This window comes from Candidatus Acidiferrales bacterium (assembly GCA_036514995.1).
Classification (GTDB): domain Bacteria; phylum Acidobacteriota; class Terriglobia; order Acidiferrales; family DATBWB01; genus DATBWB01.
This window is the reverse complement of record DATBWB010000134.1, coordinates 21,261-37,247: the sequence shown is the minus strand read 5'-3', so window position 1 is coordinate 37,247 and position 15,987 is coordinate 21,261. Positions and strand designations below refer to the sequence as shown.

Annotated in this window: 15 protein-coding genes; 11 read left to right on the top strand and 4 right to left on the bottom strand. The window is 60.8% G+C overall.

Annotated features, from left to right (window positions below):
• Positions 1-46 precede the first annotated feature (46 nt).
• The 5 genes from VIH17_09385 to VIH17_09365 all read left to right on the top strand — a co-directional run bounded on the left by VIH17_09385 (position 47) and on the right by VIH17_09365 (position 6,118).
• Positions 47-262 carry a type II toxin-antitoxin system HicA family toxin gene (locus tag VIH17_09385; protein ID HEY4683446.1) on the top strand — a complete coding sequence of 72 codons (216 nt, stop codon included), beginning with the start codon at positions 47-49 and terminating at the stop codon, positions 260-262.
• A gap of 2 nt (positions 263-264) precedes the next feature.
• The gene (locus tag VIH17_09380) at positions 265-477 is read left to right on the top strand and encodes a type II toxin-antitoxin system HicB family antitoxin (protein HEY4683445.1); all 213 of its coding nucleotides are present in this window, start codon (positions 265-267) and stop codon (positions 475-477) included.
• 319 nt (positions 478-796) lie between these two features.
• Positions 797-3,385, top strand: a complete 2,589-nt coding sequence (mutS, locus tag VIH17_09375) for a DNA mismatch repair protein MutS (GenBank protein HEY4683444.1) — start codon at positions 797-799, stop codon at positions 3,383-3,385.
• Positions 3,385-4,593: an anhydro-N-acetylmuramic acid kinase gene (locus tag VIH17_09370; GenBank protein HEY4683443.1), complete on the top strand. Its 1,209-nt coding sequence runs from the start codon at positions 3,385-3,387 to the stop codon at positions 4,591-4,593. The genes mutS and VIH17_09370 overlap by 1 nt, the downstream gene beginning before the upstream one ends.
• Positions 4,580-6,118: an ABC transporter substrate-binding protein gene (locus VIH17_09365; protein HEY4683442.1), complete on the top strand. Its 1,539-nt coding sequence runs from the start codon at positions 4,580-4,582 to the stop codon at positions 6,116-6,118. The genes VIH17_09370 and VIH17_09365 overlap by 14 nt, the downstream gene beginning before the upstream one ends.
• 153 nt (positions 6,119-6,271) lie before the next feature.
• On the opposite strand, the gene VIH17_09360 is transcribed toward VIH17_09365, so the two are convergent.
• Positions 6,272-6,961, bottom strand: coding sequence for an L-threonylcarbamoyladenylate synthase (locus tag VIH17_09360; protein ID HEY4683441.1), 690 nt, complete (start codon positions 6,959-6,961; stop codon positions 6,272-6,274).
• A gap of 94 nt (positions 6,962-7,055) precedes the next feature.
• On the opposite strand from VIH17_09360, the gene VIH17_09355 reads away from it, so the two are divergent.
• The 5 genes from VIH17_09355 (at position 7,056) to VIH17_09335 (ending at position 13,437) form a co-directional block, all read left to right on the top strand.
• A complete protein-coding gene (locus VIH17_09355) occupies positions 7,056-7,892 on the top strand; it encodes an RNA methyltransferase (protein HEY4683440.1) in 837 nt (278 codons plus the stop codon).
• A 1-nt stretch (position 7,893) separates the two neighbouring features.
• Entirely contained in the window at positions 7,894-9,231 is a 1,338-nt protein-coding gene (locus VIH17_09350) for a replication-associated recombination protein A (protein ID HEY4683439.1), read from the top strand.
• Positions 9,228-10,280: a hypothetical protein gene (locus VIH17_09345; protein ID HEY4683438.1), complete on the top strand. Its 1,053-nt coding sequence runs from the start codon at positions 9,228-9,230 to the stop codon at positions 10,278-10,280. Before VIH17_09350 ends, VIH17_09345 begins: the two co-directional genes overlap by 4 nt.
• 341 nt (positions 10,281-10,621) lie before the next feature.
• Positions 10,622-11,731: an energy transducer TonB gene (locus VIH17_09340; protein ID HEY4683437.1), complete on the top strand. Its 1,110-nt coding sequence runs from the start codon at positions 10,622-10,624 to the stop codon at positions 11,729-11,731.
• Positions 11,732-11,772: 41 nt separating this feature from the next.
• Positions 11,773-13,437 carry a M48 family metalloprotease gene (locus tag VIH17_09335; protein HEY4683436.1) on the top strand — a complete coding sequence of 555 codons (1,665 nt, stop codon included), beginning with the start codon at positions 11,773-11,775 and terminating at the stop codon, positions 13,435-13,437.
• 24 nt (positions 13,438-13,461) lie between these two features.
• Here the strand turns inward: VIH17_09335 and VIH17_09330 are convergent, their stop codons facing one another.
• Together VIH17_09330 and VIH17_09325 are read right to left on the bottom strand one after the other, a co-directional pair.
• A complete protein-coding gene (locus tag VIH17_09330) occupies positions 13,462-14,061 on the bottom strand; it encodes a hypothetical protein (GenBank protein ID HEY4683435.1) in 600 nt (199 codons plus the stop codon).
• 161 nt (positions 14,062-14,222) lie between these two features.
• On the bottom strand, positions 14,223-14,516 hold the full coding sequence (locus VIH17_09325) for a hypothetical protein (protein HEY4683434.1): 294 nt from the start codon (positions 14,514-14,516) through the stop codon (positions 14,223-14,225).
• A 378-nt stretch (positions 14,517-14,894) separates the two neighbouring features.
• On the opposite strand from VIH17_09325, the gene VIH17_09320 reads away from it, so the two are divergent.
• Positions 14,895-15,365 carry a hypothetical protein gene (locus VIH17_09320; protein ID HEY4683433.1) on the top strand — a complete coding sequence of 157 codons (471 nt, stop codon included), beginning with the start codon at positions 14,895-14,897 and terminating at the stop codon, positions 15,363-15,365.
• 88 nt (positions 15,366-15,453) lie between these two features.
• Here VIH17_09320 and VIH17_09315 read toward each other — a convergent pair whose 3' ends face one another.
• The gene (locus VIH17_09315) at positions 15,454-15,978 is read right to left on the bottom strand and encodes an energy transducer TonB (protein HEY4683432.1); all 525 of its coding nucleotides are present in this window, start codon (positions 15,976-15,978) and stop codon (positions 15,454-15,456) included.
• Between the last annotated feature and the right edge of the window lie 9 nt (positions 15,979-15,987).

Below are 15,987 nucleotides of genomic sequence, written 5' to 3'. Positions count from 1 at the left end.
TCAGGGTTGCGCTTGAATGACACAAAATCTCTTTTAGCCAGACTGGATGGCGGTGAAAATCCGTGATGTTATCAAACTCATTGAAGATGACGGCTGGTATTTGATCACGACGAAAGGCAGCCATCGGCAATACAAGCACTTCACGAAGCTGGGCCGGGTCACGATTGCTGGCCATCCCAATGACGATTTAGCCCCCGGCACCTTGAACAGTGTTTTCAAGCAAGCCCAATTAAAGAAGCCGAAGAAGAAAGGAAAAGAGTAACCATGTATCGTTTTCTCATTGTCATCGAGAAGGCGAAGGACAATTACTCGGCCTATTCTCCTGATCTACCCGGCTGTGTGGCGACAGGCCAAACCCGCCGGCAAGTCACCCGCAGTATGCACGAAGCAATCGAAATGCATATACGCGGCTTGCTCGAAGACAAATTACCCATTCCCAAGCCTCACGCCTTCGCGGAATATGTTGCTGTTTCGTAGATGGGGCCAAGCAACAGTGCTGGCAAGCGGCTGTCGTCAACCAATTAAAGTGCCCTGTCAATGAACGAAGCATAAAGTTTATTTGTATTTCGCCTAGGGACTCGGCCCAACAAAACCCTTTCCTTCGCCCCGACGGCTCAACTCACTGCCGTTGGGAAGCTACCGCCAGGCTTTGTTCTTTTATGTATATCTCCCCGTCAGCGGGCCGTGCTTCAAGGAGATTCGTGTTGAAGACTGTTTACAAAGGCGTGGGGTCGCACCATAATGGGGCGATTCTTCCCCTCGTATGACCTCCATGAGTGAGCCTGGAACGCCTTTGATGCGGCAGTACCATGCCATCAAGAAGCAGTACCCGCAGGCGCTGGTTTTCTTCCGGCTCGGCGATTTCTACGAGCTTTTCTACGAGGACGCGATTGTCGCGTCGCGCGAGCTCCAGATCGTTCTCACCTCGCGCAACAAAGAAAAGGGCGTCCCGGTCCCCATGTGCGGCGTGCCCTATCACGCCGCGGAATCTTACCTCGCCAAGCTCGTTCACAAGGGATACAAAGTGGCCATCTGCGAACAGCTCGAAGAGCCCGGGTTCGGCAAGAAACTGGTAAAGCGCGACGTGGTTCGAGTGGTCACTCCCGGCACCGCTCTGGGCACGCCGGCTCTTGAACCGAAAGAGAACAATTTTTTGGCCGCGCTCGCCGTCGAGCCCGGAGCCGCCCGGTGCGGCCTCGCTTACGTGGATCTTTCCACGGGCGACTTTCATGCGACCGAGTTTCAAGGGGCTGATTGCCGCGCGCGAACCCGCGAAGAACTCGACGTCTTGCGCCCGCGCGAGCTGCTGGTGGCCGAACCGGCCGATCTTTTTTCGGCCAGCGCTACTCCGGACCTGGACCATGTCCCGGCGGCACAGACGCGACTCGAAGAGTGGGTCTTTGCGAGCGATTATGCCGAGCGCATCCTCAGCGAGCAATTTGCGGTGGCGACGCTGGCCGGCTTCGGCCTTTCGGACCACCCGCTGGCGACGGCTGCCTGCGGGGCGGTGGTGCATTATTTGCGTGAAACACAGCGCTCCAGGCTTCAGCACCTCGACCGCATTGCTTACTACGAACGCTCCGACGCGCTCGTTCTCGACCAGGTTTCCGTCCGCAACCTCGAGTTGATCGAACCGATCTTCGGCAATGAACCCCACGCGACGTTGCGCGACATCCTGGACGAGACGGTGACGAGCATGGGAGCGCGGCTGCTGCGAAGCTGGATTCTGCGCCCTTCCCTGGATCGCTCGGAGATCGAAGCTCGCCTGGGCGCCGTCGAAGAGCTGCGCGCCGCCACGGTGGCTCGCGAACAGATACGAGCCGAGCTGGGTCGCATCGCCGATCTGGAGCGATTGCTGAGCCGTATCACCCTCGGAACGGCTGCGCCTCGCGACCTGGTCGGCCTCGGGCAATCGCTCGCCAGCCTGCCCCTCTTGCGCGATTTCCTGGGCAAGTGCCGGAGCAAACGCCTGCAAGAGCTGCACGACGAACTGGACGACCTGGCCGACGTCCGCGGCTGGATCGAGCAAACGCTGGTCGAAGATCCACCGGCGGCGCTCTCCGAGGGAGGCGTGATCCGCGCCGGCTGCGATGCCGAGCTCGACGAGCTGCGCGAGATCAGCCAGAACAGCAAGCGCATCATCGCCCGGATGGAAGAGCGCGAACGAAAGCGCACCGGCATTGCCTCGCTGAAGATTCGCTTCAACAACATCTTCGGCTATTACATCGAAGTCTCGAAGCCCAACCTGCCGAACGTTCCTCCCGACTACGAACGCAAACAGACTCTGGTGAACGCCGAGCGTTTTACGACCCCGGAACTCAAAGACTGCGAGCAGAAAATCCTGGAGGCGGACGAGCGCATGATGGCCATCGAGCAGCGTATTTTCACGGCTCTGCGAGACCGCATCGCCGGCCAAGCATCCCGCATCCGGCGAACGGCCTCGGCCATCGCCCGGATCGACGTGCTGGCCAATTTTGCGCGACTGGCGGCGGGCCGGCGCTACTCCCGACCGCAGTTCAACGATGGGGGCGAGATGACGCTGGTGGCGGCGCGGCACCCGGTGGTCGAAAAGCTGGGCGAGTGCCGCGGCGAGCGTTTTATCCCCAACGACCTCTACCTCAACGACTCCACCCACCAGATTCTCATCATCACCGGGCCTAACATGGGCGGGAAGTCCACCTATCTCCGGCAGGCGGCGCTGATCGTCATCATGGCCCAGATGGGATGCTTCGTTCCCGCCGAGCAAGCCCGGCTTCCCATCATGGACCGTATTTTCACCCGCATCGGCGCCTCCGACAGCCTTGCCCGAGGTCGCTCCACCTTCCTGGTGGAGATGACCGAAGTGGCTTCGATCCTCAACACGGCGACGCCGCGCAGCCTGATTCTCCTTGATGAGGTCGGCCGCGGAACGGCCACCTTTGATGGCCTTTCCATCGCCTGGGCGGTGGTCGAGTATCTTCATGCGCTGACTCGCGCCAGGACTCTCTTTGCCACCCACTACCACGAATTGACGGAATTGGAGGAGTTGCTGCCGGCCGTGAAGAATGTTCACGTCTCGGTTCAGGAGTCCGGCTCGGATATCATCTTTCTTCGCAAGGTCGAACCCGGAAGCGCCGACCGAAGCTACGGGATTGAGGTGGCACGGCTCGCCGGGCTGCCGGGCAGCGTCATCCAGCGGGCCCGAGAAATCTTGCGACGCCACGAGGAGAGCGAGCGCGAGCTGACCGAAGAGCTGTCACCCGGAGCAAAGCCACCTGCCGAAGCTGCCTTCTTCACGCCTCTCGACCAAAGAATTGTTGATGCTCTGCGGCAGGCCGACCTCGACAACTTGAAGCCGCTCGAGGCGCTCAACCTCCTGGCAGAGCTTAAAAGGCAGATCTCCTGATGCCGAAACGAGTTTTCTTCCCCCGCAACACTGCCGCCCGACCGATGCGAGTGATCGGCCTTATGTCCGGCACCTCCGCTGACGGCGTGGACGTAGCACTGGTGCGCCTGGCTGGCCAGCCGCCCCATCTCAGTTGGAAGCTCGAAGGTTTCACCACCATGCCTTTCCCGCGCGCCGTGCGCGAGGAAATCCTGCGCGTGGCCAACGGCGCGCCAAGCAGCGCCGAAGAAATCGGCCGGCTCCATTTCTTGCTCGGAGAGCTTTTTGCCGATGGCGTCCGGGCGGCTTGCCGCAAATTTCGCTTCCCGCTTCAAAAGCTTGATCTGATCGGTTCGCACGGGCAAACCATTTTCCATCAGGGAGCCCCGGCGCTTCACCTGGGCCGTCCCATCGCCTCGACGCTCCAGATAGCCGAGCCGGGGATCATCGCCGAGCGAACGGGAGTGCCGGTGGTGGCCGACTTTCGTCCCGGCGACATCGCCGCCGGCGGCCAGGGCGCGCCGCTGGTGCCCTATGTGGATTTCTTGCTCTACCGCGACAGAAAAATCGGCCGCATCGCGCTGAATATCGGCGGGATTGCCAATCTCACTGCCATCCCGCCCGGCGCCAAACCCGACCAGGTCCTGGCTTTCGATACCGGCCCGGGTAACATGCCCATGGACGAACTGGCTCGCCACTTTACGCACGGGCAAAAGCAATTTGATCCGAGCGGCAAGATGGCCCGGCGCGGACGGGTCCTGCCGGATTTGCTGGCCGAATTGATGAAGCACCGCTTTTTTTCCTTGGTGCCGCCCAAGTCCGCCGGCCGCGAGCAATTCGGCGCTGCCTTCGTGGCTCGCATCCTCGAGTGGTCTCGCCGCAACGGCGCTCGCGCCGAGGACGTTCTCCGCACCACCACCGAACTGACCGCCATCAGTATCGTCCGTTCGATCGAACGCTGGGTTTTTCCACGCTTCCGCCCCGCCGAGCTGATCGTTTCCGGCGGCGGATTTCACAATCGCCTGCTCATGAATCGCATTGCCGCCGAGCTGAAGGGTGTGGCCATTCTTGGTTCGGAAGCGCTCGGGGTTCCCGAAGACGCCAAAGAGGCGATGGCCTTTGCCATTCTCGCCTACGAAACATTTCACGGCCGTCCGGCCAATTTGCCTTCCGCCACCGGCGCGCGACATCCCGTCGTTCTGGGGAAACTTATCTATGGGTCGCGGTAGGGTTCGATCCTTCCTTGTCCTGGCGCTGCTCGCCGTGCTGTCGGCATGCAGTCGGGGGACCCCATCCGGCCGCGACCCCGGTACCATTGTCTTCCTGATTGAGACCTACCCCGCCAGCCTTGACCCGCGCATCGCCACCGACGCCCAGTCGCAATACATCCAGGGACTGCTCTTCAACAGTCTCGTTCGTCGCAATGCCCGCATGGAGGTCGTACCCGACCTGGCAACCCGATGGGAGATCCGTGACCCGAGAACCTACGTTTTTCATCTGCGCCCAGGAGTGCGCTTTCACGACGGGCGGCCGTTGACCGCGGCCGATGTCCGCTACACCTTTGAGAGCCTTCTTTCCGGCAAGGTGGTGTCGGTCAAAGCAACCGTGTTCCAGGACATTCAAACGATTGAAACTCCCGATCCCCAAACCGTGATCTTTCGCTTGAAAGAACCTTTTGCCGCATTCCTGTGGAACCTGGTGCTGCCGGGGATGGGCATCGTCCCGGACGGTTCAGGAAAAGAGTTTGCCAGGAAGCCGGTGGGGAGCGGACCCTATCGCTTCCTCGGTTCGAAGCAGGAAGAAGAAATTGTTGTGGAGCGCAATCCGGCCTATTTCCGCGAGCTGCCAAAGATCGAGCGTGTTCGCTTTCGGGTGGTGCCGGAGGCGATCACGCGGGCACTCGAGCTCGCACGCGGCTCCGGCGACATTGCGCTGAATTCCTTGGCCCCGGACATGATCCCGGTGCTCGCCAAAAACAGCGCCCTGCGTACGACGCAGTCGCCGGGCACGGCCTACGCCTACATCGCCATGAACCTGGACGACCCGATTCTTGCTCGCCGCGAGGTGCGCCAGGCTTTGGCCTACGCCATCGACCGGCCGGCGATCCTGCGCTCGCTCTTTCGCGGCCAGGGGCGTCTCGCCGACAACATCCTTCCGCCCAACCACTGGGCCTATGAGGCGGACATCCGGCGCTACCACTACGATCCGGATCGAGCCCGCGCGCTCCTCGATGCCGCCAGGCTGCCGCCTGACCAGCACGGGGTTCGCTTCACCCTGACCATCAAGACTTCGACCGAGGAATCCTCCCGGTTGCTGGCAGCGGTATTGCAAGAGCAACTGTCGACAGTGGGCATTCGCCTCGAGATCCGGTCGCTTGAGTTTGCCACCTTTTACTCCGATATTACTCGCGGAAGCTTTCAACTATATACACTCCGCTGGATCGGCGGGAACAATGACCCGGACATCCTCGATTATGCGTTCCACTCGGCTCGCATCCCGCCCCGCGGCGCAAATCGCGGCCATTTCCGCAATGCTGAGGTGGACGGTTGGCTGGCTTCGGCCCGTTCCGAAGCTGACTTGGCCAAGCAGAAAGTTTATTACTCGCGCATACAGAAAATGCTGGCCGAGGATCTCCCCTACATTTCCCTCTGGTACCTGGACAACGTTGCCGTGACGCAGAAGCGGCTTGGCTACCCGCAACTCGATCCCGGCGGAAATTTCGACTTTCTGGAAACCCTAAAATGGGAGCCCTAGCCGCCCGGCCGGCCGGCCTCGGCTTCGATCTGTTTCGCGTTCGAGCGAAGTGGCATCAAGATCGAATGCCCAGACGCCAAAGGGCGTAGGCCAGGACTTCCCTGGCAATGTGGGGGAGGTGGATGGCCGCGCCTTCCTCAAGTTGGAGGGGCGCTAGAGGCCGGCCAGGGTGTCGCGGATTTCTTGTTCCGGAATGGCGCCCTCGCGGACCACATGCCAAGCGCTCCCGCGCAGTTCAACGATGGTGGAGGGCAGCAGCGCTTTCGATTCGCCGCCATCGAGCACCAATGGCAGCCGGTCGCCTAGCTGCTTGACCACCTGGTTGGCATTGACGCAGGGGGCGAAGCCGGAAAGGTTGGCACTGGTTCCCGTCACCGGGAGATCGGCGGTTTCGATCAGTTTGCAAGCCACCGAGGAATTGGGCCAGCGCAAAGCCACCCGGCCGGTGTTGCCCGTCACTTTGAGCGGGATTTTCTGGGAGGCATCCACCACAATCGTCAGCGCCCCCGGCCAGAAACGCCGCGCCAACATATAGAACGCCTCGGGCAACCCGGCCGCCAGCCCCTCGGCCTGCTCGAGCGACCGCACCAGAATGGGCAACGCCTTGCGCTCGGGGCGTCCCTTGATCGCGTAAACCTGTTGCACCGCGTTCAGGTTGAAAGGGTCGGCCGCCAGGCCGTAAAAGGTGTCGGTGGGGATGGCGATCACCTTGCCGATATGAATCAGGCTGGCCGCGTATTCCAGCGGCGGGCGCTCTGGATCTTGCGTGGAAACCTTGACGATTTCGGCCAGCAAGTTGCCCTGCCAGGGAGAGCGATAGGCCGCGTAGCGGCACGTTAGCACACCGCTCTATCGAGGTGCAAGCCTGGCCGAACTCTTTTCGAGCGGCTTTACATGCCTCCATGCGCTTTGCTACGCTCGCCTGTGAGGATTTTGATTGCCGTCAGTAAAGCGCCATCGCCAGACTTGGGAGCGCATTTCCAGCCGGGCCAATCCCCTTTTGCAATCCCTCCGCAGCGCCCTGCGGACGGGAAAGCCGGATGCCGCCGGCTTTTGCGCGGTGGAGGGAGTGCACGTTGTTCGAGAGGCATTGGCGGCAAAGCTGGAAGTGTATGCCATGGTTGCCAGTGAATCGGCAGGAAGACACCTTCCAGCCATCGAATCCCTGCTTCCCTCGCGCACCCGGCGCTATCTTGTTTCGGAACGCGTCTTCGCTACCATTGCGGATACGGAATCGCCGCAGGGCATTGCGGCGATGGTTCGTCTCCCCAAATGGGAAGAGGCTGATCTCTTTCGCGACGAACCGCAACTGGTGCTTCTCCTCGATGACGTGCAAGACCCGGGAAACCTGGGCGCCATCCTTCGCTCCGCCGAGGCCTTCCACGCCACCGGAGTTTTCCTGACCCGTTCGAGCGCGCGCCGGACGAATCCTAAGGTCTTGCGGGCGGCAGCGGGCAGCGTCTTTCGCCTGCCGATCGTTGAGGGCAAAAGCGCTCGGGAGGCAATCGCCTCGGCTCGCAACCACCAACTCAGGCTTTTCGCCGCCGTGCCGAGAGAGGGCAAATCGCCAGCCATGGTGGACTTCCGCGCGGGGGTGGTTCTGGCCATCGGCGGGGAGGGCCAGGGACTTTCGGCGGAGGTGGCGGCGCTGGCCGACGAGCGCATCAGCGTGCCCATGGCTTTGCCGGTCGAGTCGCTCAACGCCGCCGTGGCTGCTTCGGTGCTGCTTTACGAAGCCGCCCGGCAACGCGGCACGAGCGGGTGGGGGATTTGAGGTGGGGCTGTTTCCTTCCAAACCGCGGCAGCATCCGACGGCCACCGACCGGCCGCTGGCCGACCGCATGAGGCCTCAATCCCTGGAGGAATTCGTCGGACAAGAGCACCTGCTCGCCCCCGGCAAGCCGCTGCGCATTCAAATCGAGCGCGATCAAGTATCCTCGCTCATCCTGTGGGGCCCACCCGGCTGCGGCAAGACAACCCTTGCCAGCATCATCGCTCGGATGACCGACTGCGAGTTTTTCACGTTTAGCGCCGTGCTCGCCGGCATCAAGGGAATCAAAGAGATTATGGCGGCTGCCGAGCGGGAGCGCTCGAGTGGCCGCCGCACCATTGTTTTCGTGGACGAAATCCACCGTTTCAACAAAGCCCAGCAGGATGCCTTTTTGCCGCATGTCGAGCGCGGCAACATCATTTTGATCGGAGCCACCACGGAAAATCCTTCCTTTGAAGTGATCTCGCCGCTGCTGTCGCGCGCCAAGGTATATGTGCTCCACGCCCTGAGCGTGGACCAGGTGGTTGCGCTTCTCAAGCGCGCCCTCCGCGACCGGGAAAACGGCCTGGGCCGGATTCAGGTCGAGGCCGGCGAGGAGGTGCTTTGTCAGGTGGCAACTTACGCGAACGGGGACGCTCGGGCAGCCTACAACACTCTGGAAGCTGCCGTCCTGGGGAGCACGTGCCCTGCCCATGGCACCATCCGGGTTACACCGGAATTGGTCCAGGACGTGATGCAGCGCAAGGTGCTTCTCTATGACCGGGCCGGCGAAGAGCACTACAACCTTATCTCCGCCCTCCACAAATCCATGCGCAACAGCGAGCCGGACGCCTCCCTCTACTGGCTGGGCCGCATGCTGGAAGCGGGCGAAGATCCGCTCTACATCGCCCGCCGCCTGGTGCGCTTTGCTTCCGAGGACGTCGGCCTGGCCGATCCGCGCGCTCTCAGCATCTCGGTGGATGCCATGCGAGCCGTGGATTTGATCGGCATGCCGGAAGGCGCCCTTGCCCTGGCCGAGGCGGCCGTCTATCTGGCCCTTGCTCCCAAATCCAATGCCCTCTACGCGGGCTATGGCAAGGTGCTTGAAGACGTGCAAAAAACCGTCGCCGAACCCGTGCCGCTGCACATCCGCAACCCCGTCACGTCACTGATGGGAGACCTCGGCTATGGCAAAGGCTACCAGTACGCCCACGATTTTGAAGGCAAGACGACGGACATGACCTGCCTGCCGGAATCGCTCAAAGACCGCCGCTATTACGAACCCACCGATCAGGGCTATGAAAAAAATCTGGGCCAACGCCTGGTTGAACTACTTCGTCTTAAGAAGAAGGAAAAGAGATGAAAGCGCACCGTCAAAGTTTTCTCCTCGCCGCTGTAATCTTTCTTCTTGCAGTTCAGCCCGCGGGTTCGCAAGAAACACCGGTCCTCACTGTCGGTGAAGATTGCCCGGCCATGGCGTGGTCGCCCGACGGCTCCCGCGTTGCCTACGCCGTGAAACGGGTGATCCATTGGCGCGACTGGGATAAGCAGCGGGACGACATCGGGTGGGTGGACCTGCGGGGCAAGCGCAAGCGCATCCTGGATGGTCAAAAGAAGGTCCCGGACCGCGCCGAGTTCAGTTACAGCATCCGGTCACTTGCCTGGTCACCAGACGGCCGCGCCCTGCTGGCGGAGATGCTCACCAGCGACGACAAGACCCTGACCATGCTCATCACCGATGAGGGCAAAGACGTTCGCATCGGCGACAAGGACGACAATATCGTGCAAGGGTTCTCGGCTGCCTGGCTCGGCGACAATGAGACGGTCGCCTTTCTGATCGAGGTGGTGAAGCCGCGGTTGCTTTTCAAGATCGCCGGCGTGAGGATTCGCGGCGGCCGGGGGCTTGATTTTTTCCCCACCAAATCGTTCGCGGCTGTTGCCTGGGACGAGAAGCAACGCCTGGCCGTCGCCGTGCAGCGGGAAAAGGATTTCCAGGGATCCCCCAAGCTTGTCCTCCTGCGCCTGGACAGAGAAAGCAGCTTGGAGCTGGCGGATCTGGCGGACGGATTTCTCGGAAGCCTCCGCATTTCGCCGAGCGGCAAGCTCGCCGGCTACTTTGTGGATCAAGGGACATTTGAGATTCGTGACCTGGCCGCTCCTCAAACCGCCCGCCGCGTGAAGGTCCCTTTTGGCCGCTATGTTTGGGCCCCCGATGAGCAACGCATTCTGCTCCAACTGCCGGAAGGCAAGCGCGGCGGCCGGCTGGTCTGGGTTGACCTCCGGGACGGCAAGACCACACCGCTCTTGCATTCCGTCGTCGTCCGCGATTTTGCCCTCTCCCCCAATGGCCGCCACCTCGCCATTACCCATAACCGTGAAGTCCGCTCGCTCGCCATTTATTCTCTCCCCTGATCACCAGCCTGGAACTTGTCCGGACTTCCGCCATCCAGGACTCATGGTTTCAACCCGAGTAGGTAATTGGCAGGCCAGCCCCAATCAGGCCGGGGCCAGCGCCCAGTTTCGGCATGGGCAGGTCCTTGGTCATGGATGATGACTCTTGAGGCCTTCCTGCCGGGCGTACTGCTTGGCACCACGACCGCTGAGCCTCGCAAGTCGTACCATTGACATTTGCATCCATTTTTCCTAAACATATCCAAAGGGAACTGACGCAAACGTCGGGACCCTTCGAAAGCGGGCTCATTCGGCTGGGTTCCCTCCCGCCGCGCCGAATCTCCTAACAACATGGGTATAGCATGGTGCGGACTCCTGTAGATTTGCCTTACACTTCGCCCGCGCAGGTGGCTCGGGGAGGAAGAATATCTCGCCATGGGTCGCCTTCCATGCGGCTGACGATTCTGGAAGAGACTTTCGGCGAGAGGAAGAGGCGGTGGCGTTCGGTCCTGGTGTCAGCTTCATGCCAGGCTCTTTGCCTGCTTGCGGCAACTTATCTCGGCATTCTTTTCAACATCATCCATCCGCCAGAGCCTCCTCTCCTGATCCGCGCTTTCTTGTACATACCCAAAGGGCCCAATCCTGAGCCACCCCCGTCAAAACCCACTCCGCCGCCCCGGCGGGTAATGGAGACCGAGCAGTTCCGCCTGAAGTCGGTGGTTCAGCCACCGAAGATGAATCTGCCTCCTCCCCCCGTGGCCAAACCGGTTCTTCCGCCGATGAATATTCCTGCCCCACCGCCGCTGATGGCGCCAAAACCAGAAGTGGTGGAAGGGACTTTTTCACAGGCAAGGCCAGCCGAGCCGCCTAAGAAGCCGCTGGGGACGGTAATGTCCGCCTCGTTTGCGGCTCCAGCCGACGTACCGGCGAGTCATTCTTCCAACCAATCAGTCAGCGTGGGAAGCTTCGGCATCAGTGGCACACCCCACCGGGGGCGACTGATGCTGCCTCAGGGCGGCGGCATCCACCATCCCGTCGGATTCGGAGATTCATCGAAAGGAGGCGGGGGATCCGGGCGCGCCCGCGGGGCCGGCGCCGGTGCTGCCGGCGTCGAAGTAGGCGGCTCTGGTTTCGACCACAACCTTTATGCCGCCGCGGCTGCGAATCCCTCGGGGCCGCGACGCCCCGAGCCTCCGCCCGTCACCGTTCCGGTTGAGATCCTCTTCAAGCCCAAACCGGAATATACCGAGGTGGCTCGCCGGGAAAAGGTCGAGGGGGAGGTATTGCTGGAGGCGCTCTTTACGGCTGCCGGACAGGTGACAAACATCCGTGTGGTTCAAGGCCTGGGTTACGGTCTGGACGAGATGGCCGTGAAAGCGGCGCAGCAGATCCAATTCAAACCCGCGAAAAAGAATGGGGAACCGGCGGACTCGGTCGCTTCCATACGGATTGTTTTCAAGCTGGCTTATTAAGAGTTGCCGATGGGCGTCTAGACGAATTCGGAGAGAGGGATATGCGTAAATCAGGATGGTTTTTGGGGGCGGTTACCGCTTGCCTGTTTCTCTTTCTTTTGCCCGGCCCTGCTGCCGGCCAGGAGAATCAAAATGAGGCGAACCTTTCGCCCCAGATGGCCCTGGATCAGGCCCTGCTGAGAGAAAAGACCTATGCCGAGAACCTGGCCGCTTATGCGCCGCTGGCGGAAACCTACCTCCAGGAATTCCCTCCCGATACCAGGCAGGGCGTTCTCCCGAAAAAAGATTACTACTCGATCAGCCAGCTCACTTTCACCAAGGGAATCGAATCGAAACCGTTCCTGGAATCGACTTTTTTCCAAAGATTGTGGAGCCGGTTCGGCTTCGGCGTGATTTACCGGAGCGCTGGCTTTGCCGAGCCGATGGTGTTCACGCAAACGAACTTTGACCGGAGCAACTACGATTTCCAATATGTGCGCCGAGAGTTCCTCGGCGAGGTGCGGTGCTTTGTCTTCGACGTGACCCCCACAAAGAAGCGTCCGGGCGACTTCATGGGCAGGATCTGGGTGGAGGATCGGGACTACAACATTGTGCGTTTCAACGGCGCATTTGTCGGCGATTCCCGTTTCCGCCTCTTTTTTCATTTTGACAGCTACCGAGAAAATGTGAAGCCCGGAGTCTGGCTTCCCACCTACATTTACGCCGAAGAATCCGACAAAGTCCAGGGGTTGCTCGCCACTCGGGTACGGCTCCGGGCTCTGACCCGGATCTGGGGGTATGAGCGAAAACAGTTTCGCATGGATGAGTTCACCAGCATTCAGGTCGAGGACCCGGCGGGGGTGAAAGACGAGACCGACCCGGGCAAAGACCTCACTCCGCTCGAAGCCATGCGAAGCTGGAGGCAACAGGCCGAGGATAATCTGCTGGATAGGATGCAAGCCGCCGGCGTACTTGCCCCCAAAGGCGAAGTGGACAAGGTCTTGCAAACCGTCGTGAACAACCTCATTGTCACAAACAATTTGGAGGTCCAGCCCGAGGTCCGTTGCCGGGTTTTGCTCACCACTCCGCTGGAGTCGTTCACCGTCGGCCACACTATCGTCCTCAGTCGAGGGCTCATCGATGTCCTTCCGGACGAAGCCAGCCTGGGGGCTATCCTCGCCCACGAGCTCGGCCACATCACCGCCAGCCACTCCGTGGACACCAAGCACGCCTTCCATGACCGCATGATTTTTGAAGATTATCAAGTCATGCGGAGAATCTCGCTCAAGCGCAATGTGGCCGAGGAAAAAGAGGCCGACGAAAAGGGTTTGGCCTTCCTGAAGAACTCTCCCTACAAGGACAAGCTGGAGAATGCCTATCTGTTCTTGCGGGCGGCACAGAAAGCTTCCCGGGAAACGCCCCAGCTCCTGCGCGGGCACTTTGGAAACTCGCTCGAGCTGAAGAAAAGAGCGGAGCGAATGGCTGCCGTGGCGGGTTCGACCCCGCAGGATTCGGCGGTGCCGTGGGACCGGATTACCGCCCTGCCCCTGGGGGCCCGCGTCAAGGTCGATTCTCTGACTGGAAAAGTGGCCATGGCCAAGAGCAAGCCGGCGCCCCTTTACTCGCCCAGGGACAAGCTTGAATTCCAGTTGGCGCCGCTCTCGCCTTTCTTGTACCGGATGCCCCCGCAGCCGGCACGGGTCGCCAGCGCGAGCCCGGGCATGTAAGTTCGGGCTTTCTTAGGAACCGGCTCAGGGAAGCGGCACCGGTTCCAGGCAGCGGGAAAGCTCCAGGAACTCGGCCAAGGAATAGCTCGCTCGGGGCGCAGCCGATCCGGGCGCGTAAAAGTGCAGGGCGACCACGCGGTTCGGGTCGAGCACCTCGTATCCCTCCTTGCAAGAGCATTCATCCACGCAGCCATCCGGACCGCTTTCGCTGTGCGTCGCCCGTTGCGGCTCGCCCTTGGCGTCACAAATCAGGCAGTGTTGATCCGCAAAGGAAATCATGATGTGTTGCGGCGCAAAGCCCAAACCCGGCGAGCGTACCGCCTGGCAAAATTGCCTCAGCAAGAACAGCAGATGATGGATCGTTTCGAGTCGAAGTTCAGGGTAGGCGGGGGCAGCCGGCAAGCGGAGAGAACAGAGCCGTTTCGTCAGCTCTTTCCGCAAAGTTTCTTCGCTTGCCTTCGGCCGGAAGCGGCAGGTAAAGAATTCGCACTTGCGTCCTTCGCTCGGCCCGGAACGAAACACCACCGCCACCTGCTCCCCGGTCGCAGGGTCTCGGGTAACTTCTGCCCAATATCGAGTCCCGCCCGACCGAAGCAGTGGGATGCGTCTCGCCGTTTCAGCCATTTCTTCCTCCAGGCTCCGTAAGGAGTAGGAATCAAGTTTCAAATTTCGCGTTTCGTCCCGAAGCGTCGGAACGAAAAACGAAACTCGCACCGCGCCCGCGGCGGGCCTCCCTGCCAGCCCCGAGGTCTCGGGGCGAGCGTATTCCGCTCGGCGGGACGGACTCAAACCTTTTCAAAACCGAACTTCACTCCAAACCAGATGAAATAGGCAGCCAGGCCAAGAAAATAGAGGAAGGTAACCCAGCCGAGCGTTTTCAACCAGGGCGCCAGATGCTCGACCTTGGTTTCCACCGCAGCTTCGTGCTGCATCTTGTCCTGCTCGTACTCTTTCAGGAACAGTCCTTCGTCTTCCTCATGGCCTGCGACGCGCCAACGGTACACAAGTAGCCCGATATAGACGAGGAATATCCCCGCCCAAACGTAGGCGAGGCTCCAAACCAAGCGAGATGGGCCCATGGTGGCCACCTCCTCTCCAGAGCATCTAGTGGGAAACGATCAGCGCGGCTTTGCTGCTCCACTCCCGAAGCCTCGGGAGGCGGGTAGCGGCGGGAACCTCTTTCGAGGATTAGCATACCACGTTCCGGCCCAATCTTCGATAGGTCTCCCGTCCATGCGGCCGGCGATTGCGCCACCCAATCCCTTCTTCCCTCCAGACTTCACCTTTCTGCCTACGGACTTAATTGTACGGTTCCAAGTAAATTCTCTTGACCCGGATTTCCCATTTCAAAATCGGCCATAATGTTGTAGAGGATATTGACTGCCGGTGTTCATCTGTTCATGCATGACCCGAGGATTCGGGACAAGCACAGGGAAGCCATTTGAGGAGAGGCAGACGTGTTGCCCATAAACAACCGGACCGAGGACCGCAGGAGCATACTCATTTTTTCTGCCATTGCCAGCGTCATTGCCGGTCTCTGCTGCCTCACCCCCATTATCCTGGTGATGCTCGGGCTGGCGACGGTGTCCATCGCGGCCGACCTGGGAAATATCCTGTACGGCGAGTACCGCTGGGTGTTCCGGGGCGCGGCGCTGGTTTTTCTCGCTGTGGGCTTACTCTTCTATTTCCGAAAGAAAGGAATTTGCACTCTGGATCAGGCGAAACACCAACGGAATCGTATTGTCAACGTGTCGCTCCTGGTGCTCACCGCCGCGAGCGGAATCTACGTCTTCTGGACCTACATCGTGCTCCACTACTGGGGCATTGCCGAGGGACTTCCCTGGGCCCAATACCGGGAGAATTGGGCAATCCCGGCGGTGGTTGTCCTCTTCGCCCTGTTTTTCGTGCTCGTCCGGCGGGTTCCTTGATTTCACGGAAGCGCAATGTTGCGCAATGTCCTGCCTCTTGGTTCAGCATGAGAACAGCAAAGATCTCAAACAAGCCACGAACCAGGCTCTAGCGCGTTTTTGACGGCGAGGATGTGGAAGGGTTGGAAGAGGTCTGCCGCAGACGAGCATAAGATTGAAACAGTCGAAAGACCACGGGCACCTGGACGACCTCGCGAACGGGCTTGCCATCGCGCATGGCGGGCGCAAACGTCCAGCCCTGCGCCGCCTTGACCGAGGCCTCTTTGAGCTCATCGCACGGCCCCGCCAGCACCTTGACCTCTTCGACGCGCCCGTCCTCGCTCACCGTCAACTCCAAATCCACGACCCCGCGGGTGCCCCGCTGGGCCGCTTCGATCGGGTAGTCGGGCGCCGGGCAGGAGAGACAGGCCACGCCGGACGAAGCCGGGGGAATGGCGGTCTTTGTGACCGGAAGTTTGCCCGCCGTTGGTAGCTTGGCCGGCAAGCCCGCCATTGTTACTCCGACGGGCTCGCCTGTCCCCGACACGCTGGCAGGCTTCCCGCCGCGGCGGGCATCGGCAAAAACCTCGCCCATCGAGAGAACCAGCAACGTTCCTATGAGAATCCACCTCATGCGAAGGAA

Bases quoted from the DNA above. Each gene is read 5' to 3' on its own strand.
- VIH17_09385 (HEY4683446.1), top strand. From the start codon at position 47: ATGGCGGTGAAAATCCGTGATGTTATCAAACTCATTGAAGATGACGGC.
- VIH17_09380 (HEY4683445.1), top strand. From the start codon at position 265: ATGTATCGTTTTCTCATTGTCATCGAGAAGGCGAAGGACAATTACTCG.
- mutS (HEY4683444.1), top strand. From the start codon at position 797: ATGCGGCAGTACCATGCCATCAAGAAGCAGTACCCGCAGGCGCTGGTT.
- VIH17_09370 (HEY4683443.1), top strand. From the start codon at position 3,385: ATGCCGAAACGAGTTTTCTTCCCCCGCAACACTGCCGCCCGACCGATG.
- VIH17_09365 (HEY4683442.1), top strand. From the start codon at position 4,580: ATGGGTCGCGGTAGGGTTCGATCCTTCCTTGTCCTGGCGCTGCTCGCC.
- VIH17_09345 (HEY4683438.1), top strand. From the start codon at position 9,228: ATGAAAGCGCACCGTCAAAGTTTTCTCCTCGCCGCTGTAATCTTTCTT.
- VIH17_09340 (HEY4683437.1), top strand. From the start codon at position 10,622: ATGGTGCGGACTCCTGTAGATTTGCCTTACACTTCGCCCGCGCAGGTG.
- VIH17_09335 (HEY4683436.1), top strand. From the start codon at position 11,773: ATGCGTAAATCAGGATGGTTTTTGGGGGCGGTTACCGCTTGCCTGTTT.
- VIH17_09330 (HEY4683435.1), bottom strand. From the start codon at position 14,061: ATGGCTGAAACGGCGAGACGCATCCCACTGCTTCGGTCGGGCGGGACT.
- VIH17_09325 (HEY4683434.1), bottom strand. From the start codon at position 14,516: ATGGGCCCATCTCGCTTGGTTTGGAGCCTCGCCTACGTTTGGGCGGGG.
- VIH17_09315 (HEY4683432.1), bottom strand. From the start codon at position 15,978: ATGAGGTGGATTCTCATAGGAACGTTGCTGGTTCTCTCGATGGGCGAG.